At 62.5% G+C, this 23792-nt stretch carries 21 protein-coding genes; 8 read left to right on the top strand and 13 right to left on the bottom strand.

The window, feature by feature from the left end; genetic code table 11:
* Positions 1-36 precede the first annotated feature (36 nt).
* The 13 genes from WBR68_RS24155 to WBR68_RS24095 all read right to left on the bottom strand — a co-directional run bounded on the left by WBR68_RS24155 (position 37) and on the right by WBR68_RS24095 (position 15540).
* A complete protein-coding gene (locus WBR68_RS24155) occupies positions 37-813 on the bottom strand; it encodes a TylF/MycF/NovP-related O-methyltransferase (RefSeq protein ID WP_230695457.1) in 777 nt (258 codons plus the stop codon).
* On the bottom strand, positions 810-1622 hold the full coding sequence (locus tag WBR68_RS24150) for a phytanoyl-CoA dioxygenase family protein (protein WP_230695456.1): 813 nt from the start codon (positions 1620-1622) through the stop codon (positions 810-812). The genes WBR68_RS24155 and WBR68_RS24150 overlap by 4 nt, the downstream gene beginning before the upstream one ends.
* A 36-nt stretch (positions 1623-1658) precedes the next feature.
* Positions 1659-2159, bottom strand: a complete 501-nt coding sequence (locus WBR68_RS24145; protein ID WP_230695455.1) for an acyltransferase — start codon at positions 2157-2159, stop codon at positions 1659-1661.
* Positions 2160-2180: 21 nt separating this feature from the next.
* On the bottom strand, positions 2181-2936 hold the full coding sequence (locus tag WBR68_RS24140) for a cephalosporin hydroxylase family protein (RefSeq protein WP_127184298.1): 756 nt from the start codon (positions 2934-2936) through the stop codon (positions 2181-2183).
* Positions 2937-3788 (bottom strand): NAD-dependent epimerase/dehydratase family protein, encoded by an 852-nt coding sequence (locus WBR68_RS24135; RefSeq protein ID WP_230695454.1) that lies wholly within the window; start codon positions 3786-3788, stop codon positions 2937-2939.
* Positions 3788-5029 (bottom strand): methyltransferase domain-containing protein, encoded by a 1242-nt coding sequence (locus tag WBR68_RS24130; RefSeq protein WP_230695453.1) that lies wholly within the window; start codon positions 5027-5029, stop codon positions 3788-3790. The genes WBR68_RS24135 and WBR68_RS24130 overlap by 1 nt, the downstream gene beginning before the upstream one ends.
* Positions 5026-5583, bottom strand: coding sequence for a dTDP-4-dehydrorhamnose 3,5-epimerase family protein (locus WBR68_RS24125; protein WP_050448976.1), 558 nt, complete (start codon positions 5581-5583; stop codon positions 5026-5028). The genes WBR68_RS24130 and WBR68_RS24125 overlap by 4 nt, the downstream gene beginning before the upstream one ends.
* Positions 5580-6650: a CDP-glucose 4,6-dehydratase gene (gene rfbG, locus WBR68_RS24120; RefSeq protein WP_230695452.1), complete on the bottom strand. Its 1071-nt coding sequence runs from the start codon at positions 6648-6650 to the stop codon at positions 5580-5582. The genes WBR68_RS24125 and rfbG overlap by 4 nt, the downstream gene beginning before the upstream one ends.
* Positions 6635-7405: a glucose-1-phosphate cytidylyltransferase gene (rfbF, locus tag WBR68_RS24115; RefSeq protein WP_230695451.1), complete on the bottom strand. Its 771-nt coding sequence runs from the start codon at positions 7403-7405 to the stop codon at positions 6635-6637. The genes rfbG and rfbF overlap by 16 nt, the downstream gene beginning before the upstream one ends.
* Positions 7402-10830 (bottom strand): O-linked N-acetylglucosamine transferase family protein, encoded by a 3429-nt coding sequence (locus tag WBR68_RS24110; RefSeq protein WP_230695450.1) that lies wholly within the window; start codon positions 10828-10830, stop codon positions 7402-7404. Before WBR68_RS24110 ends, rfbF begins: the two co-directional genes overlap by 4 nt.
* 258 nt (positions 10831-11088) lie before the next feature.
* Positions 11089-12777: a flagellin N-terminal helical domain-containing protein gene (locus tag WBR68_RS24105; protein WP_050448972.1), complete on the bottom strand. Its 1689-nt coding sequence runs from the start codon at positions 12775-12777 to the stop codon at positions 11089-11091.
* A 250-nt stretch (positions 12778-13027) separates the two neighbouring features.
* The gene (locus WBR68_RS24100; RefSeq protein ID WP_050448971.1) at positions 13028-14632 is read right to left on the bottom strand and encodes a methyltransferase regulatory domain-containing protein; all 1605 of its coding nucleotides are present in this window, start codon (positions 14630-14632) and stop codon (positions 13028-13030) included.
* Positions 14633-14784: 152 nt separating this feature from the next.
* Complete coding sequence (locus tag WBR68_RS24095) at positions 14785-15540, bottom strand: RNA polymerase sigma factor FliA (RefSeq protein ID WP_050448970.1); 756 nt, start codon at positions 15538-15540, stop codon at positions 14785-14787.
* Positions 15541-15972: 432 nt separating this feature from the next.
* Between WBR68_RS24095 and flhD the strand changes: the two genes are divergently transcribed.
* The 8 genes from flhD (at position 15973) to WBR68_RS24055 (ending at position 23785) form a co-directional block, all read left to right on the top strand.
* The gene (gene flhD / locus WBR68_RS24090) at positions 15973-16296 is read left to right on the top strand and encodes a flagellar transcriptional regulator FlhD (protein ID WP_006219025.1); all 324 of its coding nucleotides are present in this window, start codon (positions 15973-15975) and stop codon (positions 16294-16296) included.
* A gap of 32 nt (positions 16297-16328) precedes the next feature.
* Positions 16329-16910, top strand: a complete 582-nt coding sequence (gene flhC, locus WBR68_RS24085; RefSeq protein WP_050448969.1) for a flagellar transcriptional regulator FlhC — start codon at positions 16329-16331, stop codon at positions 16908-16910.
* Between the two features lie 129 nt (positions 16911-17039).
* Positions 17040-17909 (top strand): flagellar motor stator protein MotA, encoded by an 870-nt coding sequence (motA, locus tag WBR68_RS24080; RefSeq protein WP_046806435.1) that lies wholly within the window; start codon positions 17040-17042, stop codon positions 17907-17909.
* A gap of 11 nt (positions 17910-17920) precedes the next feature.
* Positions 17921-18910, top strand: a complete 990-nt coding sequence (motB, locus tag WBR68_RS24075; protein WP_050448968.1) for a flagellar motor protein MotB — start codon at positions 17921-17923, stop codon at positions 18908-18910.
* Positions 18911-18912: 2 nt separating this feature from the next.
* Positions 18913-19293, top strand: a complete 381-nt coding sequence (locus WBR68_RS24070) for a response regulator (protein WP_050448967.1) — start codon at positions 18913-18915, stop codon at positions 19291-19293.
* A 30-nt stretch (positions 19294-19323) separates the two neighbouring features.
* Entirely contained in the window at positions 19324-21471 is a 2148-nt protein-coding gene (gene cheA, locus WBR68_RS24065) for a chemotaxis protein CheA (RefSeq protein ID WP_230695449.1), read from the top strand.
* Positions 21472-21487: 16 nt separating this feature from the next.
* The gene (gene cheW / locus WBR68_RS24060; RefSeq protein WP_006219029.1) at positions 21488-21988 is read left to right on the top strand and encodes a chemotaxis protein CheW; all 501 of its coding nucleotides are present in this window, start codon (positions 21488-21490) and stop codon (positions 21986-21988) included.
* Between the two features lie 93 nt (positions 21989-22081).
* Positions 22082-23785: a methyl-accepting chemotaxis protein gene (locus WBR68_RS24055; protein ID WP_050450350.1), complete on the top strand. Its 1704-nt coding sequence runs from the start codon at positions 22082-22084 to the stop codon at positions 23783-23785.
* Positions 23786-23792 lie beyond the last annotated feature (7 nt).

Raw genomic sequence — 23792 nt, 5'->3', positions numbered from 1 at the left:
GTGAGGATTGGCCGACAGGCTGGCTGCCGGCGACGCTTACTCAAGGATGGCGTAGCTTACGTGCGGTTCGTAGGTAAATCTTTGAATCCTGAGCTTGTTCAAGCCTAGTTTTTCCATCACTGCCAGCGTCTCGCCCGGCCAGGTGCGATTGTTCAATTCGTCGAAGACGATGACGCCACCCTTCGGCATGCGCGGCACGAAGTGTTCGAGACAGATCTTGGTGGGCTCGTACAGGTCCAGGTCCAGGTGCAACAGCGACACCACGGTCTGCGGTTCGCGCGCTAGATAACGCGGCACGCTTTCAGCGACGTCACCCTTCACCAATTCGACCTTCTGAATGTGCCCGATGAAGCGGTTCCCGTCGAATAGCTCGATCGCGCGTTGAAGGTCGTTGAAGCTGTCTGCTTCATATCCGTTGATGCGGCGTTCGGTCGTCTGAATCACGGCATGCTGGTCCTGCTCGGCTATGCCCGAAAAGCCCGAGAATGTATCGAAGCCGACGATGCGCCGTTGCAGGTTGACGGGTTCAAGCGTGGCACTCAATTGGGCGAACGTCATCAGGCCGCCGCCCCAGTTCACGCCGCATTCCATGACGTCGCCTTGCACGTGCAGCGCCATCTTGAAGAGTTCGGACAAGCACAGAAAGCGCGCGATGCTCTGGCGAGGCACGAAACAGGGGAAGTTCTCCAGTTTCTCGACTGCGCTGCCTCGTGCGGCACCAAAGAAGTCGCCCAATTCGGCGCGGTAATTCACTTCGCGGCCAGTGCTGCGGCCGTCCTGGCGAAAGCGGGAGGGGTCAGTAGTGTCGTTCATGTGGCTGCGTTCTCGGATTCTTGCTCTCGGCGTTGCTGGGCGTTGTGGCCGGGATAGTCGACGTAAAAAATGTTGGTGCGGTCGCCGGTGGGAAAGCGTTGGCGTCGGTACTCCGCATCAGCCAGATCGGTGATCCGCAATTGCGTGGTCCAGCGGATCTGTTCACCCAGGTTGGGCGTGCTTCGATGCAGGAGCATCTGCTTGAATATGACGACGTCGCCACGTTCGGCGGTGATAGTCTCCGGCGTCTCGGTCACTTCCACATCCAGGCTGAGATCGCGTTGCAGGAACGGCACGTAAGGTGCGATAACCTTGTCGCTGATACGTTTGAAGGGGTAGAGGCCGCGCTTGTGGCTGCCAGGTATGACCTGGATCGTGCCGGACGCCAGGTTGACGTCCTGAAACGGAATCCACAGCGTGACGGCATTTTCCGACCCTAGCAGGTACAGCGAATCCTGATGCCAGGCGAACAAGTGACGCGAGTCCGCCGGTTTGTCCAGGCGCATGTTGCAGCACCCCATCAATGAAGGATGCGTCAAGCCCAGGTCGCGGCAGAGGTCATGGACGGTCGGGCTACCCGACATCCTCGACAGGGCGGGCAGGTACTTCAGCCGGTCATACAGCAATGATTGCGTGGCGGGCTCCAGTTCGTATTGGCCGAAGTCGCGCGGGTTGAACTGCGCGCCCACGATGCGCTGGCCCAATTCAGCCAGTTGCGTTTCCAGTTCGATGAGTTCGCCGTGCTGCCAGAAGTCCTTCAGGACAAGGTAGCCGTCTTCTTCAAAGCGTTCTCGCTGCGTGGTGCTCATGATGTTCCTACCGTTGTGTCGTTGCGTCAGGCGTCTTCAGGCGCCAGTTTCTTCGCGCCAGCCCAGTACGGTCATCGGGTTGCCGCCCTGTATCGAAAATGCCGCCACTTCGCCGCGCACAATCGTGCCCGCGGCAATCACACAGCCTTCGCGCAGGATGGCGCCGTCCAGCAGCACGCAGTTGGCGCCGATCCAGACGTCATCCTCGATGACAATGCCGCCCTTGCTTGGTCGGAAGCCTTGCTCACGAATGGGTAGATCGCGGCGGCGGAACTCGTGGTTGGCGGGGGCGAACGTGCAGTTGGCGGCAACCGCCACGCGCGCGCCCATGCGAATACCGTGGCCCGTATACAGCACACAGCCCGAATTGATCACGCACTCCGGGCCGATCTCGACATCGCCCGAGCCGCCGGCGGGCTTGATTTTCACGAAGGCATCCACGACAGCCTTGGGGCCGATCACAATGCGCGTGCCGCGCGTGGAGTCTTCGATGTCGGCCAGGGGCGAAACGCGTGCAGTGGGGTCGATCAGGATCATGGCTTCGGCTCAAGCGGCGGTTCAGGCCTTGCGGCGCAGAAAACCGTCCGGTGCGGACGTGACCAGCAGGCGGTCTTCCACCGAGCGGTCGATCTCGAACTCGGGGTGCTGCTTGATCCATTCCCACACTGCGGTCTTGGGGTTGTTGCCCTTGCCCCAGTGACGGCCCGGCCATTCGTAGTCGGCCGGCATGTCTTCCACGAAGGTGTCGAAGACCACGCAGTAGCTGCCGACGCTGACCAGATCGGCGTAGGCATTCAGTTCCGCCAGCACGTGCTCGTGCGTGTGGTTGGAATCCAGGCAGACCATGATGTTCTTCTTGCCCTCGGCATGTGCGCGCACTTGAGCGATGGTCGCGGGATCAATGCTGGACCCTTCAATCAGGTGGATACGCTGTGCCAGCGGATGCGCTTCGATCGCCTTGCGGTTGTGCTCGCGGATCTCGATGTCCACGCCCACCACTTCGCCCACGCCCAGCAATTGCAGCATGGACGCCGACAGCATCAGCGAACCGCCGTGCGCAATACCCGTTTCAATGATCAGGTCCGGCTTCACGGCCCAGATCAGCTCTTGCATTGCCATGGCGTCCATGGGCAGTTGGATCAGCGGTCGGCCGGCCCACGAGAAGTTGTTCATGTACTTGCGTTCCAGCGCCATCTGGCGCCACGCAATGGACAGCTCGCGGAATTCCTGGTCGGTGGCGAAGCCGGCAATGCGGGCTTCTTTTTCCTGGCGGTAGTCGGGGTGCGCGTCGGGCGTGGTTTCAAGGTAGGACATTCAGATTCCTTTGTGCAGGCGGTACTGCGCCAGAAAATTCGGGAAATAGTCGGAGAAGGCGCGCGGCGCAACGCCGCAAAGCGCCTGGATGCGGTTCACGTCTACATCGGCAAAGGCCCATTCGGGTGCACCGGGCGCCACGTTGCAGCGATAGCCCAGCGTGTGTTGCAACCAGTGGGCAACTTCGCGGTTGTCGACGCTTGCGCCATGCGCCACGTTGAAGATGCCGCGGGCGACTTCTGATTGCGCAATAGCCAGTATTTGCGTCACCGCGTCGTCAATGTAGAGATAGTCCTTGCGTGAAGAAAGCGAGGTGCGCAGCGTAATGCCGTTGCCGCGCGCGCCTTCTTCCAGCAATTGGTCGATAAAGCTGTCGGGCGTATCGCGCAGGCCCACGATGTTGGACAGGCGCGCCACCTTGGCCCCGCTGCGGCCACCGTGCAGGCACAGCGATTCACCCATGAGCTTGGACAGGTTGTAGAGGTCGCTCGGGTCATTTGGGTTGACGGCAAGCGTGGCGCTTTCGCGCGTATCGGCAGAGCCGGCGTAGACCCGTGTGCTGGACAGGTAGGTCAGGCTATCGAAGTTGCCGGCCGCAAGCAGGCCGCGCAGCAGGCAGACATGTGCCTCCACGGTGTCCAACGGCCGGCTGCGGAAATCCGAGGTCAGACCGATGGCGTAGACGACGTGGCCCAAGGGCCGGGTCAACAGCGACCGGTCTTGGCGAGGCGGCGCTTCGCAAGGCGTGCCGTCCGCGCGCAGGCGCGCGACAAGATGCCGGCCGATGAAGCCCGTGGCGCCCAACACCGTGACCGGCGGCTTGTCCGGTTGTCTGTCCGGCTGTTTGTGCATTACTGCGCCGCGCTCTCGATGGACAAGGATGGAATGGCCGTGACCAGCTTCGCGTTCCATTCACGGCGCGCGTAGTCCAGCTGCGCCGACACCTCGGTCTTCAGGTTCCACGGCAGGATCAGGATGTACTCGGGCTTGTCTTCCCGAAGCGTGGCTTCCGCGACGATGGGAATGTGGCTGCCGGGCAGGTACTTGTCTTGTTTCGCGGGGTTCAGGTCGACCACGTAGGCAAGCAGGTCGGGGCGCACGCCGGCGAAATTCAGCAGCGTGTTGCCTTTGGCGGCCGCGCCATACGCGGCGATGCGTTTGCCGCTGCGGCGCAGTTCCACCAGGAAGGCCAGCAGGTCGTTCTTGACGCGCTCGGCCTGTTCCTGGAAGCGCGAATAGAAGGCGGGGCTGGTCATGCCGGCCTGCTGCTCTTCGGCCAAGGTGCGCGCCACGTCGGCGGTGACCTCATGCTTGCCGGTGTCCAGGCGTTGCGCAAAGACGCGCAGGCTGCCGCCGTGGGTGGAAAGAGGCTCTACGTCAAACACCGCCAGCCCGTTGGCGGCGAAGATCCGCGACACGGCGGTCAAAGACAGGTAGGAGTAATGCTCGTGGTAGGCGGTGTCGAACTGACTTTCCTGCACCATGCGCAGCAAGTGCGGAAATTCGAACGTGGCCACGCCCTGCGGCTTGAGCAGCGCCGCGAAGCCGGAGACGAAATCATTGATGTCCGGCACGTGCGCCAGCACATTGTTGGCAGCGATCAAGTCCGCCGCGCGGCCCTGTTCGGCCAACTCGTCGCCGAGTTCCACGCCAAAGAACCGCTGCACGATGTCGATACCGCGCTCGCGGGCGGCTTGCGCGGTGCTGGCCGTGGGTTCGACCCCATAGCAAGGGATGCCGGCCGCCTGCACGTATTGCAGCAGGTAGCCATCGTTGGCGGCGATTTCGGTGACCATGCTGCTGGCGTTCAGGCCGAACCGGCCGATCATCTCATCCACATAGCGGCGCGAATGGGCCAGCCAGGAAGACGAAAACGAACTGAAGTAGGCATAGTCGTCGGTGAACAACGCTTCGCGACCGGCGTGGTCTTCGGTTTGGACCAGCCAGCACGTTTCGCACACCAGAATGCGCAGCGGAAACCAGGTCTCGGGGCCGCGCAGGGCAGTGGCGCTCAGGTAGGCATTGGACGGGGGCGCGTGGCCCAGGTCCAGGAAAGGCAGGCGCAATTCAGCCTGGCAATGACGGCACTTCACAGTGCGACTCCCGGAAATGCAGTGTCCAGGCGAGGATGTTGCTGATCACGCTCGGACACTTGGGTAAGGGGAAGGGGCCAGGCGATACCCAGTCGGGCGTCCTGGCAGTGCAGGCCGGCCTCGGACTGGGGCGCATACGGCGCGGAATGGCAATAGAGCATGTCGACGTCGTCGGTCAGGGTTTGAAAACCGTGAGCGAAGCCTTCCGGGATCAACAGCGCGCGGCCGTTGTCGGCGGACAGGCGCTCGGCATGCCACTGAAGAAAGGTGGGCGAACCCCGGCGCACGTCCACGGCCACATCCCAGACGGCGCCGCGGATGCAACTGACGAGCTTGATCTCGGCATGGGGTGGCAACTGGTAGTGCATGCCGCGAACGGTGCCGGCCTGCGCGGTGTAGGTATGGTTGACTTGTTCCATGGCCCCGTCCCAGCCGCAGGCGCGCAGGTCGGCGCCGTCAAACAGGCGGGCAAGAAAGCCGCGCGCGTCGCCACGCGGATGGCGTTGCACGATCTTCAGGCCGGCCAACGGCGTGTCGATAATGTCCAGGCTCATGGCCGCGCCTCGTACAGATCGATATCGGCGTGGCACAGGGCCAGCGCATCTTCGCCCGCGTCAAAGCGGCGATACCAGTCCATGCTGCGCGTTACCGCCTGTGCCAGCGGCCAACGCGGCGTGACTTGCAAGGCGGCGCGCGCCTTGGCGGTGTCCAGCGTCAGCAGGCCGGCTTCGTGCGGGCCGTCGATGTGCTCGGCATAGCGTGTGCGTCCGCGGCCATAGGCGTCTTGCGCCAGGTCCACCACGGTACGCACCGCCGCCGCCTCGGTGGCGTCGGGGCCGAAGTTGTAGGCGTCCGCCAGCGCCGGGTTACCCCAGAGGGCTTCGGCCAGCGTCAGATAGCCCGCCAGCGGTTCCAGCACATGTTGCCATGGCCGCACGGAATCCGGCCGCCGCACGTGCAGTTCGCCGTCGCGTTGCCAGGCACGCACTGCGTCCGGCAGCAGCCGGTCCACTGACCAGTCGCCGCCGCCGATGACATTGCCCGCGCGCGCGGTCGCGATCGACACGCCCTGGGCCTGAAGGAAGGCGTCGCGGTACGACGCGATGACCAGTTCGCTGGCTGCCTTGCTGGCGCTGTAGGGGTCGTGCCCGCCCAGCGTGTCGCTTTCGCGGTACGGGTACGGCCATTCGTTGTTGCGGTAGACCTTGTCGGTCGTGACCATGACCGCCACGCGCGTGGACGGCGTGGCCCGCAGCGCATCAAGCAGGTGCGCCGTACCCATGATGTTGGTGGCGAACGTGTCCAGCGGCTGCGCGTAACTGGGCCGCACCAAGGCCTGCGCGGCCAGGTGCAGCACGATCTCGGGCTGGGCGGCCACGACGTGTTCACGTAGCGCGGCGGCGTCGCGGATATCGCAGTAGCAGCTCTTGATCAGGTCGCCAACGCCGGCCGCTTGAAACAGACTGGGTTCGCTGGCGGGGGGCAGGGCGATACCCGTAACCCGTGCGCCAAGGCGATGCAGCCACAAAGCAAGCCAGCTTCCCTTGAAGCCGGTATGCCCGGTCAGCACGACGCGCTTGCCGCGCCAGAACGCGGCGTTGGGGCTTACCAGACTTTCCATGGCGCCTTGCCCGTGCTCCACAGCGATTCCAGCAGGTTCTTTTCACGCAGCGTGTCCATCGGCTGCCAGAAGCCCAGGTGTTCGAAGGCATGCAGTTCGCCGTCGCGGCTCAGCGTTTCCAGTGGGCCGGCTTCCCAGGTTGTGTCATCGTCATCGATCAGGGACAGCACGCTGGGCGCCAACACAAAAAAGCCGCCGTTGATCAGGCCGCCATCGCCGCGCGGCTTTTCGGTAAAACCGGTCACGCGGTCGCCCTCGCGGCGCAGCGCGCCATAGCGTCCAGGCGGCTGCACGGCGGTGACCGTGGCCGCCTTGCCATGCTTGCGATGAAACGCAATCAGGGCGCTGATGTCGATGTCGGCCACGCCGTCGCCATAGGTGAAGCAGAACGCCTCGTCTTCCTTCACGTAGTCCGCCACGCGCTTCAGGCGGCCGCCCGTCATGGTGTTTTCGCCGGTGTCCACCAACGTCACGCGCCAGGGTTCGGCCTTGCGCTGGTGCACTTCCATGCGGTTGTCGGCCATGTCGAAGGTCACATCCGACATGTGCAGGAAGTAGTTGGCGAAGTACTCCTTGATCATGTAGCCCTTGTAGCCGCAGCAGATCACGAAGTCGTTCACGCCGTGGGCGGAATAGGTTTTCATGATGTGCCACAGGATGGGCCGCCCGCCGATCTCGATCATCGGCTTGGGGCGCGTATGGGTTTCTTCAGAGATCCGGGTGCCAAGGCCCCCGGCAAGAATGATGGCTTTCATGCTTGGGATTCGCACCAGGTGTTGAACATGCCGCGCAGGGCGGTTTCGAACTTGCGGGCGAACGCGGGTTCGTCCATGAGGGGGCTGGCGTGCATCTCAGCGCGCAGGCCGGCACGAGTACGGGCCAGCGTCGGCAAGTCGCTGGCCAGGGCCACGACCTTCTGGATGTATTCCTCTTCGGTCTGGGCGATCCATTCCGGCCGGCCGATGCCGTTCAGGACGGAACTGCCGATGCGGCCAACGCTGGGGCGGCTGGCCAGCGTGACGTAGGGCACGCCCATATAGAGCGTTTCCACCAGCGTGACGCCCGAGTTGTGCGGGAAGCAGTCCAGGCCGATGTCCATGTTGCGCAGGACATTCCATGGCGGCGATTCCCAGCCGATCAGCAGCCGTTCGCGCTCGATACCTTGGGCCATGAAGCGGCCGGCCAGCTCTTCACGCATGGGGCCGTCTCGATAGCTGTTGCTGTTGACCACCAGGCGGGCATTGGGCAGGCGGCGAAGAATATCCGACCACACCCGCACCACCTTGTCGTTCATGCGGATCGCGCGCGTCAGGCTGCCCAGCGTGATGTAGCCGTTCTTCAGTGCGGGAAGCTCGCCGCAGTCGCCCATCGTGGTGCCCGCGCGATAGATGAAATTGGTGTCGGCCAGGCGCCAGGGCTTTTCCGAGAACAAGGCTTCGGAGCCGGTGGGCGCCATGACTTCATCGCTCATGATGTAGTCGATGGCATTCAGGCCGGTTGTGTAGCCGAAGCCAAGCCAGGTCAGGGAAACCGGAGCCGGCTTGCGGGCGAACACGCCCAGGCGGTTGCCGCCGGTGTGGCCGGCAACATCGATAAGAATGTCGATACCGTCGGCGCGGATGCGCTCCGCCAGCGCGCTGTCGCTCATGCCCGCGGTCGGCGTCCACTGATCGAAGTAGCGTTCAAAGCGCGCGGTGACCGCGTCTTTCGCCACGAATTCGGCATAGGCGCAGAGTTCGAAGGCCTCGCGATCATGGTTGGCCAGCAGGGGCTCGATAAAGTAATTGCCCGAATGCTGGCGAAAATCCGGCGATACGTAGGCCACGCGAATGCGGCGGCGCGTATCGCGCTTGTTCGTGTGCGCCTGCCACGTCGCGCGCAGCGCTTCGCAGTGCGTACGATTGTATTGGCGGTAGGCCTCGAACACTTCTTCGGCGCTGGCGCTCGGCGAGTAGTTCAGGGCAAACAGCAGGTTGTTGTGGGGAATAAGCGCCTTGGGGGCAATGGATACCGCGGCCCTTGCGGCGGCGACCGCGCCTTCGGCGTCGCCTCGGTCCATGAGGATCTTGCTGAGATTGGTCCTGGCCTTTTCTTGAAGAGGGTCCAAGGCCAAGGCGGTCAGGCAGCTTGCCTGCGCCTCTTTGTAGCGCAGCTCGGCGCATAGCGCATCGCCAAGCACGCCGTGGGCATTCGCATCCTTGGGGGCAAGCTCCACCGCGCGGCGCGCGGTGCCGATCGCTTCAGACGTGCGCGTCAACGCGGTAAGGCAAGACGCCAGAATGATGTAGCACTGTGCCCGGGCCGGCGCCAGGTCCAGCATCTGCAGCGCGGGGGCGAGCGCCTCCTGGAAACGCCCGGTATTGCACAGCGTGACGGCCAGCGGTTCCCACGCGGCCGACGCGCCCGGCACCGTCTTGGCCAGTTGCCGGGCCAAGGCCTCTGCCTTGTCGAATTGGCGCTCGTTCAGCAGGTCCTGGATACGCATCGCCATGGATTCGGCAGAGGAGGGTAGCCCGCCTCGCATCGCATTGGCGGCCAGTATCCGTTGGTTCAGGCACTGGCGGGCCAAGGCGCCGCTGTACAGCCCGAAGAACTGCGCCTGGCCGCCGCTGGCAGACAGGGCATTGCCAAGCATCGACGCCCAGGACGACGCCGAGCCCTGACACAGCCCATAGCGTTTGAGCAAGCCCAGGAATTCGAGCAGGGTCGACGTATCCTGGATGATTCCGACTTCGGTTGAAGCTGGGGCGGTATTCACCTGTAGCAGCGACAGTCCTTCGCCAAGGCGGCGGGCCATTTCGCGCTGGTTTTCCGACAGAACCAGATTGACAGGCTCGTGCCACAGGTTGAAGCAGCGTGGCGCCGGATCCGAACCCGGCGCAGGCGCCGAGACCGCGACGCAAGGCAGCGGACGGGTGGGGGCGTCGTCGTCGCGATCGTACGGCCCGGCATCCAGGCAGTAGTGGACAAGGTCGTGCTCCATCAAGGTCAGCAGTGATTTGTCCAGCAGCTTGCGGGCCGCCGAATCATCCAGCCCTTCCGCATGCATGAACACGGCAACCAGCGTCGTGTAGGGCAAGGTCCCGGGCCAGGCGTGCCACAGCGTGTCCAACAGCCTGACCATATGCGGTTCTGTCGTCACCAGGCCGCGGGCCAGGTGGTTCACATACGTGGCTCCCTGTTCCTGGCCATTGGCGGCAAGACGTTGTGCGCCACTGGCCCAGCGCAGGTCTTTCATGCGGGCCAGATCGGGACGGGGCTTGGTTTGTTCAGCGTTTGCCTGCGTGGTGAACAGGCTTTGGCGGAATCCGCGTCCCGTCGCGAAGTCCAGGTATTGCTGTTTGACGGTCGCAGGCTGCCCCATCGTCAGCAGGCTATTCGTCAACGAGACGTTCTGCCCCATGTGCAGCGGAATTTCCGCCAGCGCCTGGGCATCCCCCACATAGCCCAGGCCCGCCTGTGCGGCGCGTCCGGCAAATTCGATGAAGTAGCAGGGGTTGCAGGAGAACGGGTCAACGCTGGCTTGCACCTGCCCGTCCAAGGCGCGCTGGACCTGGGCGGCGACGACGGCCAATTGATTCGCCATCGGATTGGCGCCGGAGACGCCTTCCGTGAACAGCGTCAGCGCAGCGGCCGCGCTGCTTCTAAGTTGCTCTTGCGACTGCGCGGCATGCCCATGCAACAGGATGGCGTCTCGAACGACTTCTTGCGCCTTGGCGCCTGGGTAGACGTGGTAATCCACATACAGGACGCCATTCGGCGTGAGCAGCCCGCCGCAGCGCTCAAGCAAGGCTTGGGCATGTTCGGGCGGCAGGTAACTATATAGGCCCGTCGCGATGATGTAGTCGAACTGGCCCTGTTCCGGCGCCAGGTCGTCGTAGCTCTGCGCCAGCAACGTGACATTGGTCAAGCCCAGCGAGGCCGCCATCTGTTGGCCCTGCCCGATAGCGGCTTCCAAGGCATCAATGCCGATGACCTGGGCCTCTGGGTAGGCCAGGGCAAAGGGGAACAGGCCTTCGCCCGTGCCGCAACCCAGGCTGAGCACCCGCGCATGTTCCAGCGCGGGCGCCGTCACGCCATATAGATGGGCGGTTGCCCGCAAGTGCACAGGAGAGTGGCTGGGGGCAAGAAGTCCCGGTTCGGCGATCGCCTGACGGTGAAAATAGGCCGGATTCGACATGAGTGCTTGTAACGGGAAGGCGCGAGGCCTGAGGGTGGAGTCTGGACGATTCTACGAACTGCCCCCGTCCTTCATTCCGTGAATCAGCGTCGGAATTCCGCGCCACTTTCCCGAAAGAGCCCGCTAGGCGCGACAGACGAAAAAAAACCCGCTGAAAGCGGGTTTCTTGAGATGGCCAGGCCCGGCGCGAAGGACCGGTACTGGCCGCCAGCCGGGGAAACCGAAGTTTCCCCCGCGGGTTCGTGTCTTTGCCGAGAATTAACGCAGCAGCGACAGAACCGTTTGCGGCACTTGGTTGGCTTGCGCCAGAACCGAGGTACCAGCTTGTTGCAGGATCTGAGCCTTGGACATGTTCGACACTTCCGTGGCGTAGTCGGCGTCTTGAATACGCGAACGAGCGTTGGACAGGTTGTTGACCACGTTGTTCAGGTTCGAGATCGTCGATTCCAGACGGTTCTGCACAGCACCCAGCTCGCCGGTCAGCTTGTCCAGCTTGGTGAAGGCGGCGTCCAGGGTCTTCAGCGGATCGGTGGTCTTCGTGCCCTTGCTGGTGTCTTCCGTGGTCAGCTTGCCCGAGCTGTTGACCTTGGCTTCAGCACCAACCTTGGCTTCGTAGTCGCCCGTGCCCGTGCCGCTCTTGACCGTAGCCTTGCCCGTGTTGGGGTCAACGGTGTAGGTCGTGTCGAACGTCTTGGTCGTGGTGAACGTGCCCTTGTCGTCAACGTACGTGTCGGTCGACGCGCCGCTGGTGAAGGTGACGTTGGCGCTGGTGATGCCTTGGCCCAGCGTGATGATCACGTCGCCGGCGGTGGTGTTGGCATTAACCGCTGCCAGCAGTGCATCCGAAGCGATGGTGTTGGTGAAGGACAGTTGAGCAGCCGTACCCGTGTTGGAGTACGTCTTGCCACCGATGGACACCGACGAGTTGCCGGCGGCGCCGGTGTTGTTCGAGGCGGCGGTCATGACCGTTTCCAGCGTAGCAGCGGTGGCGCTGGAGCTGTTGGTGGTCAGGTTGCCGGCGGCGTCCAGGTAGGCGTCTTGGCCGCCGACCGTAACCTTGCCCGTCGCGTCAACTTGGAACGACGTCGACGACGAACCGTTGGCGTGCGTGTAGGTGCCGGTGGCGGTGCCGGTAGCCGGGCGCAGCGAGGTCGCCAGAGCCGTAACAGCACCAGCGTTCGAAGCCGACTTGTCGGTGAACGTGAAGTTCTTGTTGGCGGCGTCGTACGTGTAGGTCACGCCGGTGGCGCCAGTGCCAACGCTGACGGTGTTGCCGTTTTCCAGCTTGGCGAAGGTTTGGTCAGCCGTGGCAGCAGCGTGCGTCGTGGTGACGGTCCAGTCGTTACCGACGGCGGTACCGCCAGCAGCTTGCAGGTCGGACACGGTGGCCGAACGGTTTTGGGTCACGCCCGAGCCGTTGACGTTGAAGCCGTCCAGACCCAGCGTCTTGACGCTGATTTCCGACAGGTTCAGGGTGATCGTTTCGCCGTCGTTGGCGCCAACTTGCAGCGTCAGGGGCTTGGCCGAATCCGACAGAACCTTCACGCCGTTGAAGTCGGTTTGTTCCGAGATACGGTCGATGTCCGACAGACGCTGGTTGATTTCGTCTTGCATCGAGTTCAGCTGTTCTTGCGAGTAGCTGCCGTTGGCGGCTTGCACCGACAGTTCGCGAACACGTTGCAGGTGGGTGTTGACTTCGGAGGCGGCGCCTTCCGTCGTCTGAGCCAGCGAGATACCGTCGTTGGCGTTACGAGCGGCTTGGGTCAGGCCCTTGACGTTCGCGGTGAAGCGGTTGGCAATGGCCATACCGGCAGCGTCGTCCTTGGCGCTGTTGATGCGCAGGCCCGACGACAGGCGTTCGATGGCGGTACCCAGGGACGATTGCGACTTGTTCAGGTTGTTCTGAGCAACGAGCGACAAGTAGTTGGTATTAATGACTGCAGCCATGTTTAGGCTCCCAAGAGAGAAAGGCTTCTTCAAACCGGGCAGCGGGGCCGCCCATCGTGTTAACGGGAGAATTCGCTTTCTTGCGTCTTCGAATTTCTCCGTTGTCAGGATTACGGCAGTCCCAAATCAATCTTTAGGCTTTTTTTTCGGCAATCGTAAATATGTTGGCTTTATGGGGCGGTTTCGCGGCGCTTGCCCGGCGCTTGCCCCGCGCTTGCCCATAAGGCGCTGGCCGCGGAAGTTGTAAGCGTCAATTCACCAGCAGGCCCGTGCGACGCAATTCGGCCAGCAAGGCATTCAGGAATTCCTGCGCGACGGGTTCCAGATTCCGCGCACCCTTATAAGACTCGCCGTTGGGGTGGGGCGTGCGTCCGGACGTCAGGGTGTCGCGCGTCAGGGTGCGAAGCTCCGCCACGCTGCGCGAGCCGTCCATATGCAGGGCGACGAATCGGCCCAATGCATCGGCAGGCGGCGTTACGGGTTGGTGCCACAGGTTGTACATGCCCACTTGGCATACCGTGCTTGTTACTTCATGTAGGAGTTCGCGGGCGCCCGGGATCAAAGCGGGCTTGCTGTCGGGCGCCAGGTAGGACGATGGTTCCATGCGGAAATGCACGGCGCTGGATTGCACCAGCGTGATCAGGTTCATATAGACCGCATTGGCCAGGTTCTCACCTTGCATGCCCGGATTGTGCGCGCGCGCAATGTCCAGCAGCGCGTCAAACGGCAGCGAGCGGGGCCAGGCCTTGTTCATCGCGTCGATCATGCCGAGCATGGCCGGGTCTTTGGTGCTGAGTGTCGCGCCGTTGGGGGTCAGGTAGTGGCGATGTTCCGCCGAGGCGCCAGGCGAGGCGGCGGCGGCGTCAAGCCGCGTGGCGAAGTGCATCGCCTTGAACGCCGTGCCTTCGGGTTGTTCCAGCATTTTTTCAGCGCGCTCGCCATGCACCAGCAGGCTTTTGCGGAAAGAGCGGCCCACGGCGAAATCCAGATACTGTTCGCGCATTTCGCGGTTGCCCTTGGCCGACAAACCGTTCAGGCCTAGCGCTACCTTGCTGCCGTAGGTGGAAGCGAAGGTCAGATGCGGTTCGGCGTCCGTCACATACGCCAGCCCGGCCTGCTGGGCGGCAGCGGCGAATTCCAGGAAGTAGCAAGGCGTGTTGATCGCTTCCAGGTATTCGTGCAGCAGGTAGTGGTCGGACTGTCCGCGAAGTTTGTGCGCCGCGCCTTGCAGAGCCGACTGCAGCGGATTGTTGTGCCACAAGCCGTTTTCCAACAGGTCCAGCATCTCTTTGGCGCTGGCCAGCTTCTCTTGGGCGGTTTGCGCGCCAAAGCTGTTCAGGATCATGGCATCGCGGACCACGTCCGCGGCTTTCCATCCTGGGTAGGTGTTGTAACTGACGTAGGCAACACCTTCGGGCGCCAGGTTTTCGCGGCAGATGCGCAGGATGGCGTCGCGGACTTCGGGCGGAACCCAGCTGAACACGCCGTGGCAGATGATGTAGTCGAACACGCCCAATTCAGGGGTGACATCGGTCACGCTCATTGCGCGCAGGTCCAGATTGCGGGCGCCAGTCTTTTCCGCCACCTGTTGGCCCGCCTCGATCTGGTGCGGCGCCAAGTCTATGCCGACGACGCGAGCGTTGGGATAGGCCAGCGCGAAGGGAAGCAGGTTGCCGCCCGCGGCGCAGCCCAGTTCCAGTACCCGGGCGCTCTCAAGCGCGGGCGCGGCCAAGCCATAAAGGCTTGCCACTGCGCGCAGGTTGCCCGGCGACGTGTACGCGAATGCGTTCGATATATAGGGGGTTTCGTCGTAGGCGTCGGAGATGGCCTGAGTCAAATGATCGGCTGCGGTCATTGCGAAATTCCAGGAAAAGGGGCGGCGCGCGGTTTGAACGCGACTGCTTGCGGATTAGTGAGCTGTGCGAAAGGCTATCAGCGTGGCGTTCGGCTATATGGCCCGAACAGCGATGGATTTCCGGGGGAGTTTCCTGTCGCGAAATCGACCCATCAAATGATCTGCGCGATCTGCCCTTCCAGCGGCAGCTCCTGCCAGGCCATTTCTTTCAGCTTGGCCCGGATCCGCGCGGTCGCCTGCGACCTCAGTTGGCACACCCGTGCCTCGGTCACATTCATGATGGCGCCGATCTCTTTCAAGTTCAGCCCTTGCTCGTAACACAGCGACAGCAACAATTTTTCGCGATCAGGCAGCGCGTCAATCGCCTGCACCAGCGCCTGGCGGAAGTCGCCAGCCAATAGGGCATCCAGCGGGTTGCCACCGGCCGAGCCGTGGTTCAGCGTCGCGGTCCAGTCGGATTGGCCGGAGGCGGAATCGGGTTCGGTGGTGAAGTCTTCGTAATGCACGATCTGCACGCCTTGGGCGTCGTGCAGCAGCGATTGGTATTCCCCGATCGGCATTTCAAGCTGGGCGGCGATCTCGGCCTCGGAAGGCGCGCGCATCAAGCGTTGTTCCAGCTGTTGAATGGCCTGCTCGATTTTGCGCGCCTTGGTGCGGACGCTGCGCGGCAGCCAGTCCTGGCCGCGTAGCTCGTCCAGCATCGCGCCACGGATACGGGTCGTGGCGTAGGTCTCGAATTGGGCGTCTGCGGTTTCCTGATAGCGCCTTACGGCGTCAAGCAGGCCGATCATGCCGGCCTGTATCAGGTCGTCGAGCTCAACGCTGGCGGGTAGCCGGGCGAGCAATTGCAGGGCCAGCTTCCGCACTAGCGGGGCATATTCGACCAAGCTGTCATCTGCGTGGGGCATTGCGGGAATGTCAGGCTGTATCCATCGTGACGCATCGTCAAACGTTGTCAATTTGCGACATTGTCGACAAACGCGCGGCTGCGCTAAAGCGACCAGGATTGAGTGATCGGCAAGGTGTCATTGTCGGCACAACACAACATTTCATTCGCGGAAGTACGCAATGTTTTGAATGCTTATTTGCCAAATTGACGTAAATTCGTCACGAGTTTCTATGTCAATGTGTATCTAAACTCACAGGTTGCGCAATATCAACAAAGATTTGTCATATAAGTCATAGAAAATGACATCACCTGTGGTAAATTTTACTTAAATTGCGAACAAATGATACATTTCGCATTAAAACAGGATGCAGCAGCATTCAGGCGCTATTAAGGCGTCGGTGCTTTTGGTCATAGAGCCCCCGTGGGTGGGATTAGGGATAGGGAGTAGGGCGTGCAACAAGTCGAAAATTCATTGCTGGCAGATATTCGTGAAGTGAATCTGTCATACCTGTTACTTGCGCAACGTATGTTGCGTGATGACTATGCAGCATCCATGTTTCGTTTGGGATTCAGCAACGAAGTTGCCGATATTCTGATGCGTCTGTCACCGGCGCAATTGGTGAAGTTGGCCAGCTCCAGCTCGCTGTTGTGCCGGTTCCGCTTTGATGATTACAGCCTGCTGTCCGCGCTGACCCACGATGTGCTGGGTGGTGCGCTGCAACAAGCCCACGCAACGATCCTGTTGGCCAAGCAACCTGTTGAAGAACTGGCCTGACGGCCGCTCGACCACCCACTCGGACTCGCGTAATGGCCTCCAAAAGCGTATCTCAGGAAGCGGACGACATCCTGCTTGCCAGCTCCATGATTACCCTGGGGGCCCGGTTACAGGTTCTGGAAGCTGAAACCAGCCTCAGCCACGACCGCCTCGCACGCTTGTACCGTGAAATTCGCGGTTGCTCGCCACCCAAGGGCATGCTGCCGTTCTCGGTTGACTGGTTCATGACCTGGCTGCCGAACATCCACTCGTCGCTGTTCTACAACGTTTATTCGTTCTTGAACGCGCGCACCAGCAGCAAGGGTATACGGGCCATCATCGATGCCTATCGCCTCTACCTGGAAAACGCCGGCCTGGATACGGCCGAAAGCGCCGAGCCCGTGCTGAGCTTCACCCGCGCCTGGATGCTAGTGCGCTTCTTTGACAGCGGCATGCTGCAGCTGTCCGCCTGCCGCCAATGCGGCGGCCATTTCATTGCCCACGCCCACGATCCGCAATCGGATTTTGTGTGCGCGATCTGCCGTCCGCCACCTCGCGCCGGCAAGACGCGCGCAGCGGCCAAAGCGCGCGCCGGCACCCGTCCCGCGCCTCTCTTTGGCGACGCCCGTCCCTGACCGGACGCGCGCAGTTTGCGTCCAAATACATCAAAAGCCCTGGAAAACTCCCCGTAACCCGCCTTTTTGGGTCGGGGGGAACAGGGGATCATTGACGCTAGTTTTAGACTTCGTTGGCAGGGGCCTGATGTGTTGATTGTTATCGGTTTTCTCGTGGTGATCGTGTCGGTCGTCGGCAGCTTCATAGCGCTGGGCGGCCATTTGGGCGCGCTTTACCAGCCCTTCGAGCTGACGCTGATCTTTGGTGCGGCCTTTGGGGCTTTTCTGGCCGGCAACAGCAAAAAGTCGCTGATGCTGGTGAAGAAGGCGCTGCCCGACGCGCTGAAAAGCTCGCGCTACAGCAAAGATGTGTACATGGAGCTGATGGCTCTCTTGTATGTGTTGCTGAACAAGGCGCGCCGTGAAGGCCTGATGGCCATCGAATCGCACATCGAGGATCCGGCGTCCAGCCCGATCTTCAGCGAATATCCCCGCATCGCCAAAGACGCGAAGCTCATGGAGTTCATTACGGACTACCTGCGCATCATGATCAGCGGCAACATGAGCTCGTTTGAAATCGAAACGCTCATGGACGAGGAAATCGAGACCTATCGCCATGAACGCGAAGTGCCCGCGCATGCGCTGCAGCAGATGGCCGATGGTCTGCCGGCCTTCGGTATCGTGGCCGCGGTGCTGGGCGTGATCAAGGCGCTGGCCGCCGTGGATCAGCCGCCCGCCATTCTGGGCGACCTGATCTCCAAGGCCATGGTCGGTACGTTCCTGGGCATCTTGCTGGCGTACGGTTTCGTGGGGCCGCTGGCCTCGCGGGTTGAACGCCGCAACGACGAAGCCATGAAAGTGCTGGAATGCATCAAGACCACGCTGCTGGCCAGCATGAACGGCTACCCGCCCCAACTGGCGGTGGAATTTGGCCGCAAGGTGCTGTTCTCGTCCGTGCGTCCGACCTTTGGTGAACTGGAAGAACACGTCCGGCAAACCAAGTCGACCGGCAAGGCCTGACGGAGCGGGCCATGAGCACGGTAAACAACCACCGTGTGGTGATCCGCCGCAAGAAGGTCAAGGGCGGCGGACACCACGGCGGAAGCTGGAAAATCGCCTACGCCGACTTCATTACCGCGATGATGGCGTTCTTTCTGGTGCTGTGGCTGATCAGCATCGTGCCACGCGAAGAACTCAAGGGCATCGCGGAATACTTCCGCATGCCGCTGCGCGTGGCGATCACGGGCGGCCCCAGCAGCTCGGCCGAAACCAGCGCGGTGCCGGGCGGCGGGCGTGACCCCTTGCGCAGCGAGGGCGATGTCCGCAAGGGTCAGGGCAACCGGGTTGAGTCCCAGCCCATGGGCGACGCCGAACGGCGCGAGCAGCACCGCCTGGAAAACCTGAAAAAGCGCCTTGAGAACGTCATCGAGACCAGCCCCGTCCTGAAAAGCTTCAGGCCGCAACTGCTGATCGACCTGACGACCGAAGGCTTGCGCATTCAGATCATCGACAACCAGAACCGCCCCATGTTCGCCACCGGCCGCGCCGAAGTGCAGCCGTACATGCGCGACATCCTGCGCGAGCTGGGGCCGGTGCTGAACGAGCTGCCCAACAAGGTCAGCATCTCGGGCCACACCGACGCGTCGCAGTACGCGCGCGGCGAACGCGCCTATAGCAACTGGGAATTGTCGGCTGACCGCGCCAATGCCTCGCGCCAGGAATTGGTGGCCGGCGGCATGAACGAAAGCAAGGTCATGCGCATCCAGGGTCTGTCTTCCAGCATGAGTCTGGTTAAAGATGATCCGTATGCAGCCGTTAATAGACGTATCAGCCTCGTGGTGCTCAATATGAACACCCAAAAGCGCATCGAAAGCGAGAACGCCGCCGCGGCGGACATCAGCGCCAAAGATGCCCGCGAGGTGGGGACGGCCGTGGAGGCGGCGCAAGCCGGCGCCCAGGCCGGGACGGTAACCAAACAAGGTGAAGCGGCGAATGCGCCGCCCGCCGAAGGGGTTCGATAGCAATGGCGGCAACGATTCTGGTGGCGGACGATTCGGCGACGATGCGAATGATCGTGCAGGCGACGTTGACGGGCGCGGGATGGAAAGTGCTGACGGCCGGCAACGGCCAGGAAGCGCTGGAAGTGGCCAAGAGCCACCAGGTGGACCTGGTGGTCAGCGACTGGAACATGCCCGTCAAGGGCGGGCTGGAGCTGATTCAAGGCCTGCGTGAACTGGACCAGTACCTGGATGTGCCGGTGCTGGTGCTGACCACCGAGGACGATGTGGATAGCAAAATGGCCGCTCGGGATCTGGGCGTTTGTGGCTGGCTGTCCAAGCCGGTCGACCCCGATGTGCTGGTGGAATTGGCGACCGAGCTGCTCGATGAGCAGGCCGGCGCGTAAAGCAGGTTCATTTATGAAGGCGTACGGGTCATGAGTTCTGGTTTGGACCTCAGTCAGTTTTACGAGACCTTTTTCGATGAGGCGGACGAGCTGCTCGCGCAGATGGAGCAGTTGCTGCTTGAACTCGACGTGGGTTCTCCCGACATCGAACAGCTCAATGCCATCTTCCGCGCGGCCCACTCGATCAAGGGCGGCGCGGCGACATTCGGCTGTTTTACGCAGTTGGCGGGCACGACCCACCTGCTGGAAAACCTTCTGGACGCAATCCGCCGTGGCGAAATGGCGCTGCGTACGGACATGATTGATATCTTTTTGGAAACGAAAGACGTGCTCAAAAGCCAACTGGATGCCTATCGGGCCTCCGAAGAGCCCGATGAAGCCGTGTTTGAGCGTATCTGCGCTGTCTTGAGGCAGTTGGCGCTGGAGCATAAGGACCCGGCCGCGGCCGCGCCCACGGCTCCCGTGCCCGCGCCCGTGGCGGCCGCTCCGGCTCCCACCCCGGCTCCCGAGCCTGTCGTGGCACCCGTCGTCGCGCCCGAACCCGTGCCGCCCGCGGCCGATGCCGGCGACCTGCCGCTCAAGGTCAGGATCACCAAGGTGTCCGACAAGGACGCCGCGTCCCTGCTGGAAGAAATGGGCAACCTGGGCAACGTGCGCGCAAGCGAACGAGCCGATGGCGCCCTGACCGTGTGGATGGACAGCACCTGCACGCCGGACGACATTGAAGCGGTGTGCTGCTTCATCGTGGACGGCGATCAGCTCAGCATCACCCGCGAAGCGGCGCCCACCGGCCAGGTGGCCGTGGCTGCCGCCGAACCGGTGGCGGTCGCCGCCGCCGCGCCCGTCGCGGCAGCCGCCGTTGCGCCCGCTCCGGCCCCGGTTGAGCCGACGCCCACCGTGGCGGACACCGCCGCCGCGACCGAGGCCATCACGCAAGCCGCCTCGCGCGCTTCGCGTCCGGCCGCGCCCGCGCATGCCGACAAGGAATCGACGTCCATTCGCGTGGGCGTCGAAAAGGTCGACCAGGTGATCAACCTGGTGGGCGAACTGGTCATCACGCAGGCCATGCTGGCGCAAACGGCTTCCACGCTGGACCCCGTCCTGCATGACCGCCTGTTGAACGGCATGGAGCAGTTGGAACGCAACGCCCGCGATCTGCAGGAAGCGGTGATGTCGATCCGCATGATGCCGATGGACTACGTGTTCAGCCGCTTCCCCCGCCTGGTGCGCGACATTGCCGGCAAGATGGGCAAGCAGATCGAACTGCAAACGTATGGCCGCGCCACCGAGCTGGACAAGAGCCTGATCGAACGCATCATCGACCCGCTGACGCACCTGGTGCGCAACAGCCTGGACCACGGCATCGAAACACCCGAAAAGCGTATTGCCGCGGGCAAGGACCCGGTCGGCCAACTGGTGCTGTCCGCGCAACACAATGGCGGCAACATCGTCATTGAAGTCAGCGATGACGGCGGCGGCCTGAGCCGCGAAAAGATCCTGAAGAAGGCCATGGCCCAGGGCCTGGCCGTGAACGAGAATTCGCCTGACGATGAAATCTGGCAACTGATTTTCGCGCCAGGCTTCTCCACCGCCGAAAAGGTTACCGACATCTCGGGCCGTGGCGTCGGCATGGACGTGGTGCGCCGGAACATCCAGGACATGGGCGGCCATGTGCAGTTGTCGTGCGAGCCGGGCAACGGCACCACGACCCGCATCGTGCTGCCGTTGACGCTGGCCATTCTGGACGGCATGTCGGTGCGCGTGGGTGAGGAAACCTTCATCCTGCCGCTGAACCATGTGACGGAATCGCTGCAACCGACCAATGACCAGATCTATTCGGTGGCGGGCAACGAACGCGTGATGCATGTGCGCGGCGAATACCTGCCGCTGGTGGAAATGCACCGCGTGTTCTCGGTCAGCCAGGCGCAGACCGACCCCACGCAGGCCATCGCCGTCATCATGCAGGCCGAAGACCGCCGTTTTGCGTTGCTGGTGGATCACCTGATCGGCCAACACCAGGTGGTGGTGAAGAATCTTGAGTCCAACTACCGCAAGGTCCCCGGCATCTCGGCGGCCACCATCCTGGGTGATGGCAGCGTGGCCCTGATTGTCGACGTATTTGCGCTTGCGCGCGCCAACCGTGAACGTTGGTCGCAGCCCGAAGCCATTTTGAATTGATGGAGCATTAAAAATCATGGCAGCCAAACCGCAAGCGCAATCCGCGCGCAACGAAGATGTCGGCAGCGAATTCCTCGTCTTCACGCTGGGCGACGAAGAGTACGGCATCGACATCCTGAAAGTGCAGGAAATCCGGGGCTACGACGCCGACACGGTGACTCGCATCGCCAACGTTCCGACCTTCATCAAGGGCGTGACGAACCTGCGCGGCATCATCGTTCCCATCGTCGACCTGCGCATCAAGTTCAACCTGGGCCGCGTTGACTACAACGAGCAGACCGTGGTCATCATCCTCAACCTGGATCGCCGCGTGGTCGGCATCGTGGTTGACGGTGTGTCGGACGTGCTGATGTTGAACGCCGGCCAGATTCGTCCGGCGCCGGAATTCGGCGCCACGCTGTCCACGGAATACCTGACCGGCCTGGGCACGGTGGACGAGCGCATGCTCATCCTGGTCGATATCGAGAAGATGATGACCAGCGATGAAATGGCGCTGGTGGAGAAGGTTGCCTCCTGATCGGAGTTTGACCGGAACGCGGGGTAGAGGCGCCATATTCATTGCGATGTGGCGCTTTCCTTTAACGATTGCAGTCAAAGGGTGGTTCTTGAGATGCGCAAGTTTTTCGCGAACATGACGATACGCAGCAGCCTGTTGTGGGTGCTGGCGTTCTTCTCATTCATGTTGGTGATTGGGGCGGCGCTTGGCGTGTTGTCCCTGCGCATCAGCAATGGGACCCTGGCCGAGATCAAGCAGTCGCAGGAACTGAATGACGCGGTGAGCCGGGTCGTGTCCAGCTACAAGGACACGATGAGCGGCCTGGGCCGCGCCGCCGCCGCCAACTATGCGGACATCGTCAGCAACGTGGGCCAAGCCACCTTGCTGACGCAGGGCCTGTCGGCGGAAGCCACCGGCTTGCTGGAACGCGCCAAGGCGTCCATGAACAAGGGCCAGGCGGAATTCGAATACTACAAGACCCTGCCGCAGCCTCCGGACGCGGTCGAGTCGCTGAAGGAAATTGAAGCGGCCTACGCCATGCTGGTGCAGCAAGGCTTGAATCCGCTGGTCGCCGCCCTGGAAAAGGCCGACATGCCGGCTTACCAGAAGCAGGTTCAGACGGTGCAGGACGCGCTGGAAGGGCGCTTTTCACGCGCCATCGAAGCCTTTGATTTCTGGCGCGCCAGCAAGATGATGGACGCGCATGACGTGGCCCAGGTGCGCTATCAATTCGTGCTGATAGCGGTGGCGGCGGGCGGTGTGATCGCCGCGCTGCTGGTGTTCGCCACCTATGTTTTCCTGCGCCGTCGCGTGCTGCAGCCCTTGAAGGAAGCCGGCCAGCACTTTGACCGCATCGCGGGTGGCGACCTGACCGCCCGGGTGGACGCGCGCAACACCAATGAAGTTGGCCAGTTGTTCGCCGCCCTGAAACGCATGCAGGAAAGCCTGACGCGCACGGTGGCAACGGTGCGCCGTGGCGTGGACGAAATCAACGTGGGCTCGCATGAAATCGCGGCCGGCAACACGGACCTGTCCAGCCGCACGGAACAGCAGGCGGCATCCCTTGAGGAAACCGCGGCATCCATGGAAGAGCTGGCGTCCACCGTGAAGCAGAACGCCGACAACGCGCGCCAGGCCAATCAGTTGGCGGCCAGCGCGTCGGACGTGGCTGAAAAAGGCGGTTCGGCGGTATCCGAAGTGGTTACCACCATGCAAGAGATTTCGGCCAGCTCGCGCAAGATTTCGGAAATCGTTTCCGTCATTGACGGCATTGCCTTCCAGACCAACATCCTGGCGCTGAACGCTGCCGTGGAAGCGGCGCGCGCGGGCGAGCAGGGCAAGGGCTTTGCGGTGGTGGCGGGCGAAGTGCGCTCGCTGGCGCAGCGCAGCGCGCAGGCCGCCAAGGAAATCAAGGGTTTGATTGAAGACTCGGTCACCAAGGTGGGCGCGGGTTCGCAGCAGGTGGAACGCGCCGGCGCGACGATGCAAGAGATTGTGGCGTCGGTGAAGCGCGTGACGGACATCATGGGAGAGATCTCGGCGGCGTCCGAAGAACAGTCCAGCGGTATCGACCAGGTCAACCGCGCCGTGTCGCAGATGGACGAAGTGACGCAGCAGAATGCGGCGCTGGTGGAAGAAGCCGCCGCCGCGGCGGGCTCCTTGCAGGAGCAGGCCGAACGCCTGGCCGAAGCCGTGGCGGTGTTCAAGATCAATGCGGGCGAAGTCATCGAAGTGCCGGCGCAGCGCCTGTCTTCGGTGCGCTCGTCCGATGAAGACTCACGTTTGCAATCGCCCGATGCGCTTGCGCTTGGGCACTGAGGAATCG

This window comes from Achromobacter sp. JD-1, from assembly GCF_038594925.1.
In the GTDB taxonomy this organism is placed as follows: domain Bacteria; phylum Pseudomonadota; class Gammaproteobacteria; order Burkholderiales; family Burkholderiaceae_B; genus Achromobacter; species Achromobacter spanius_C.
Note: the sequence above shows the minus strand (reverse complement) of the source record. Positions and strands in the feature narration are given on the sequence as shown.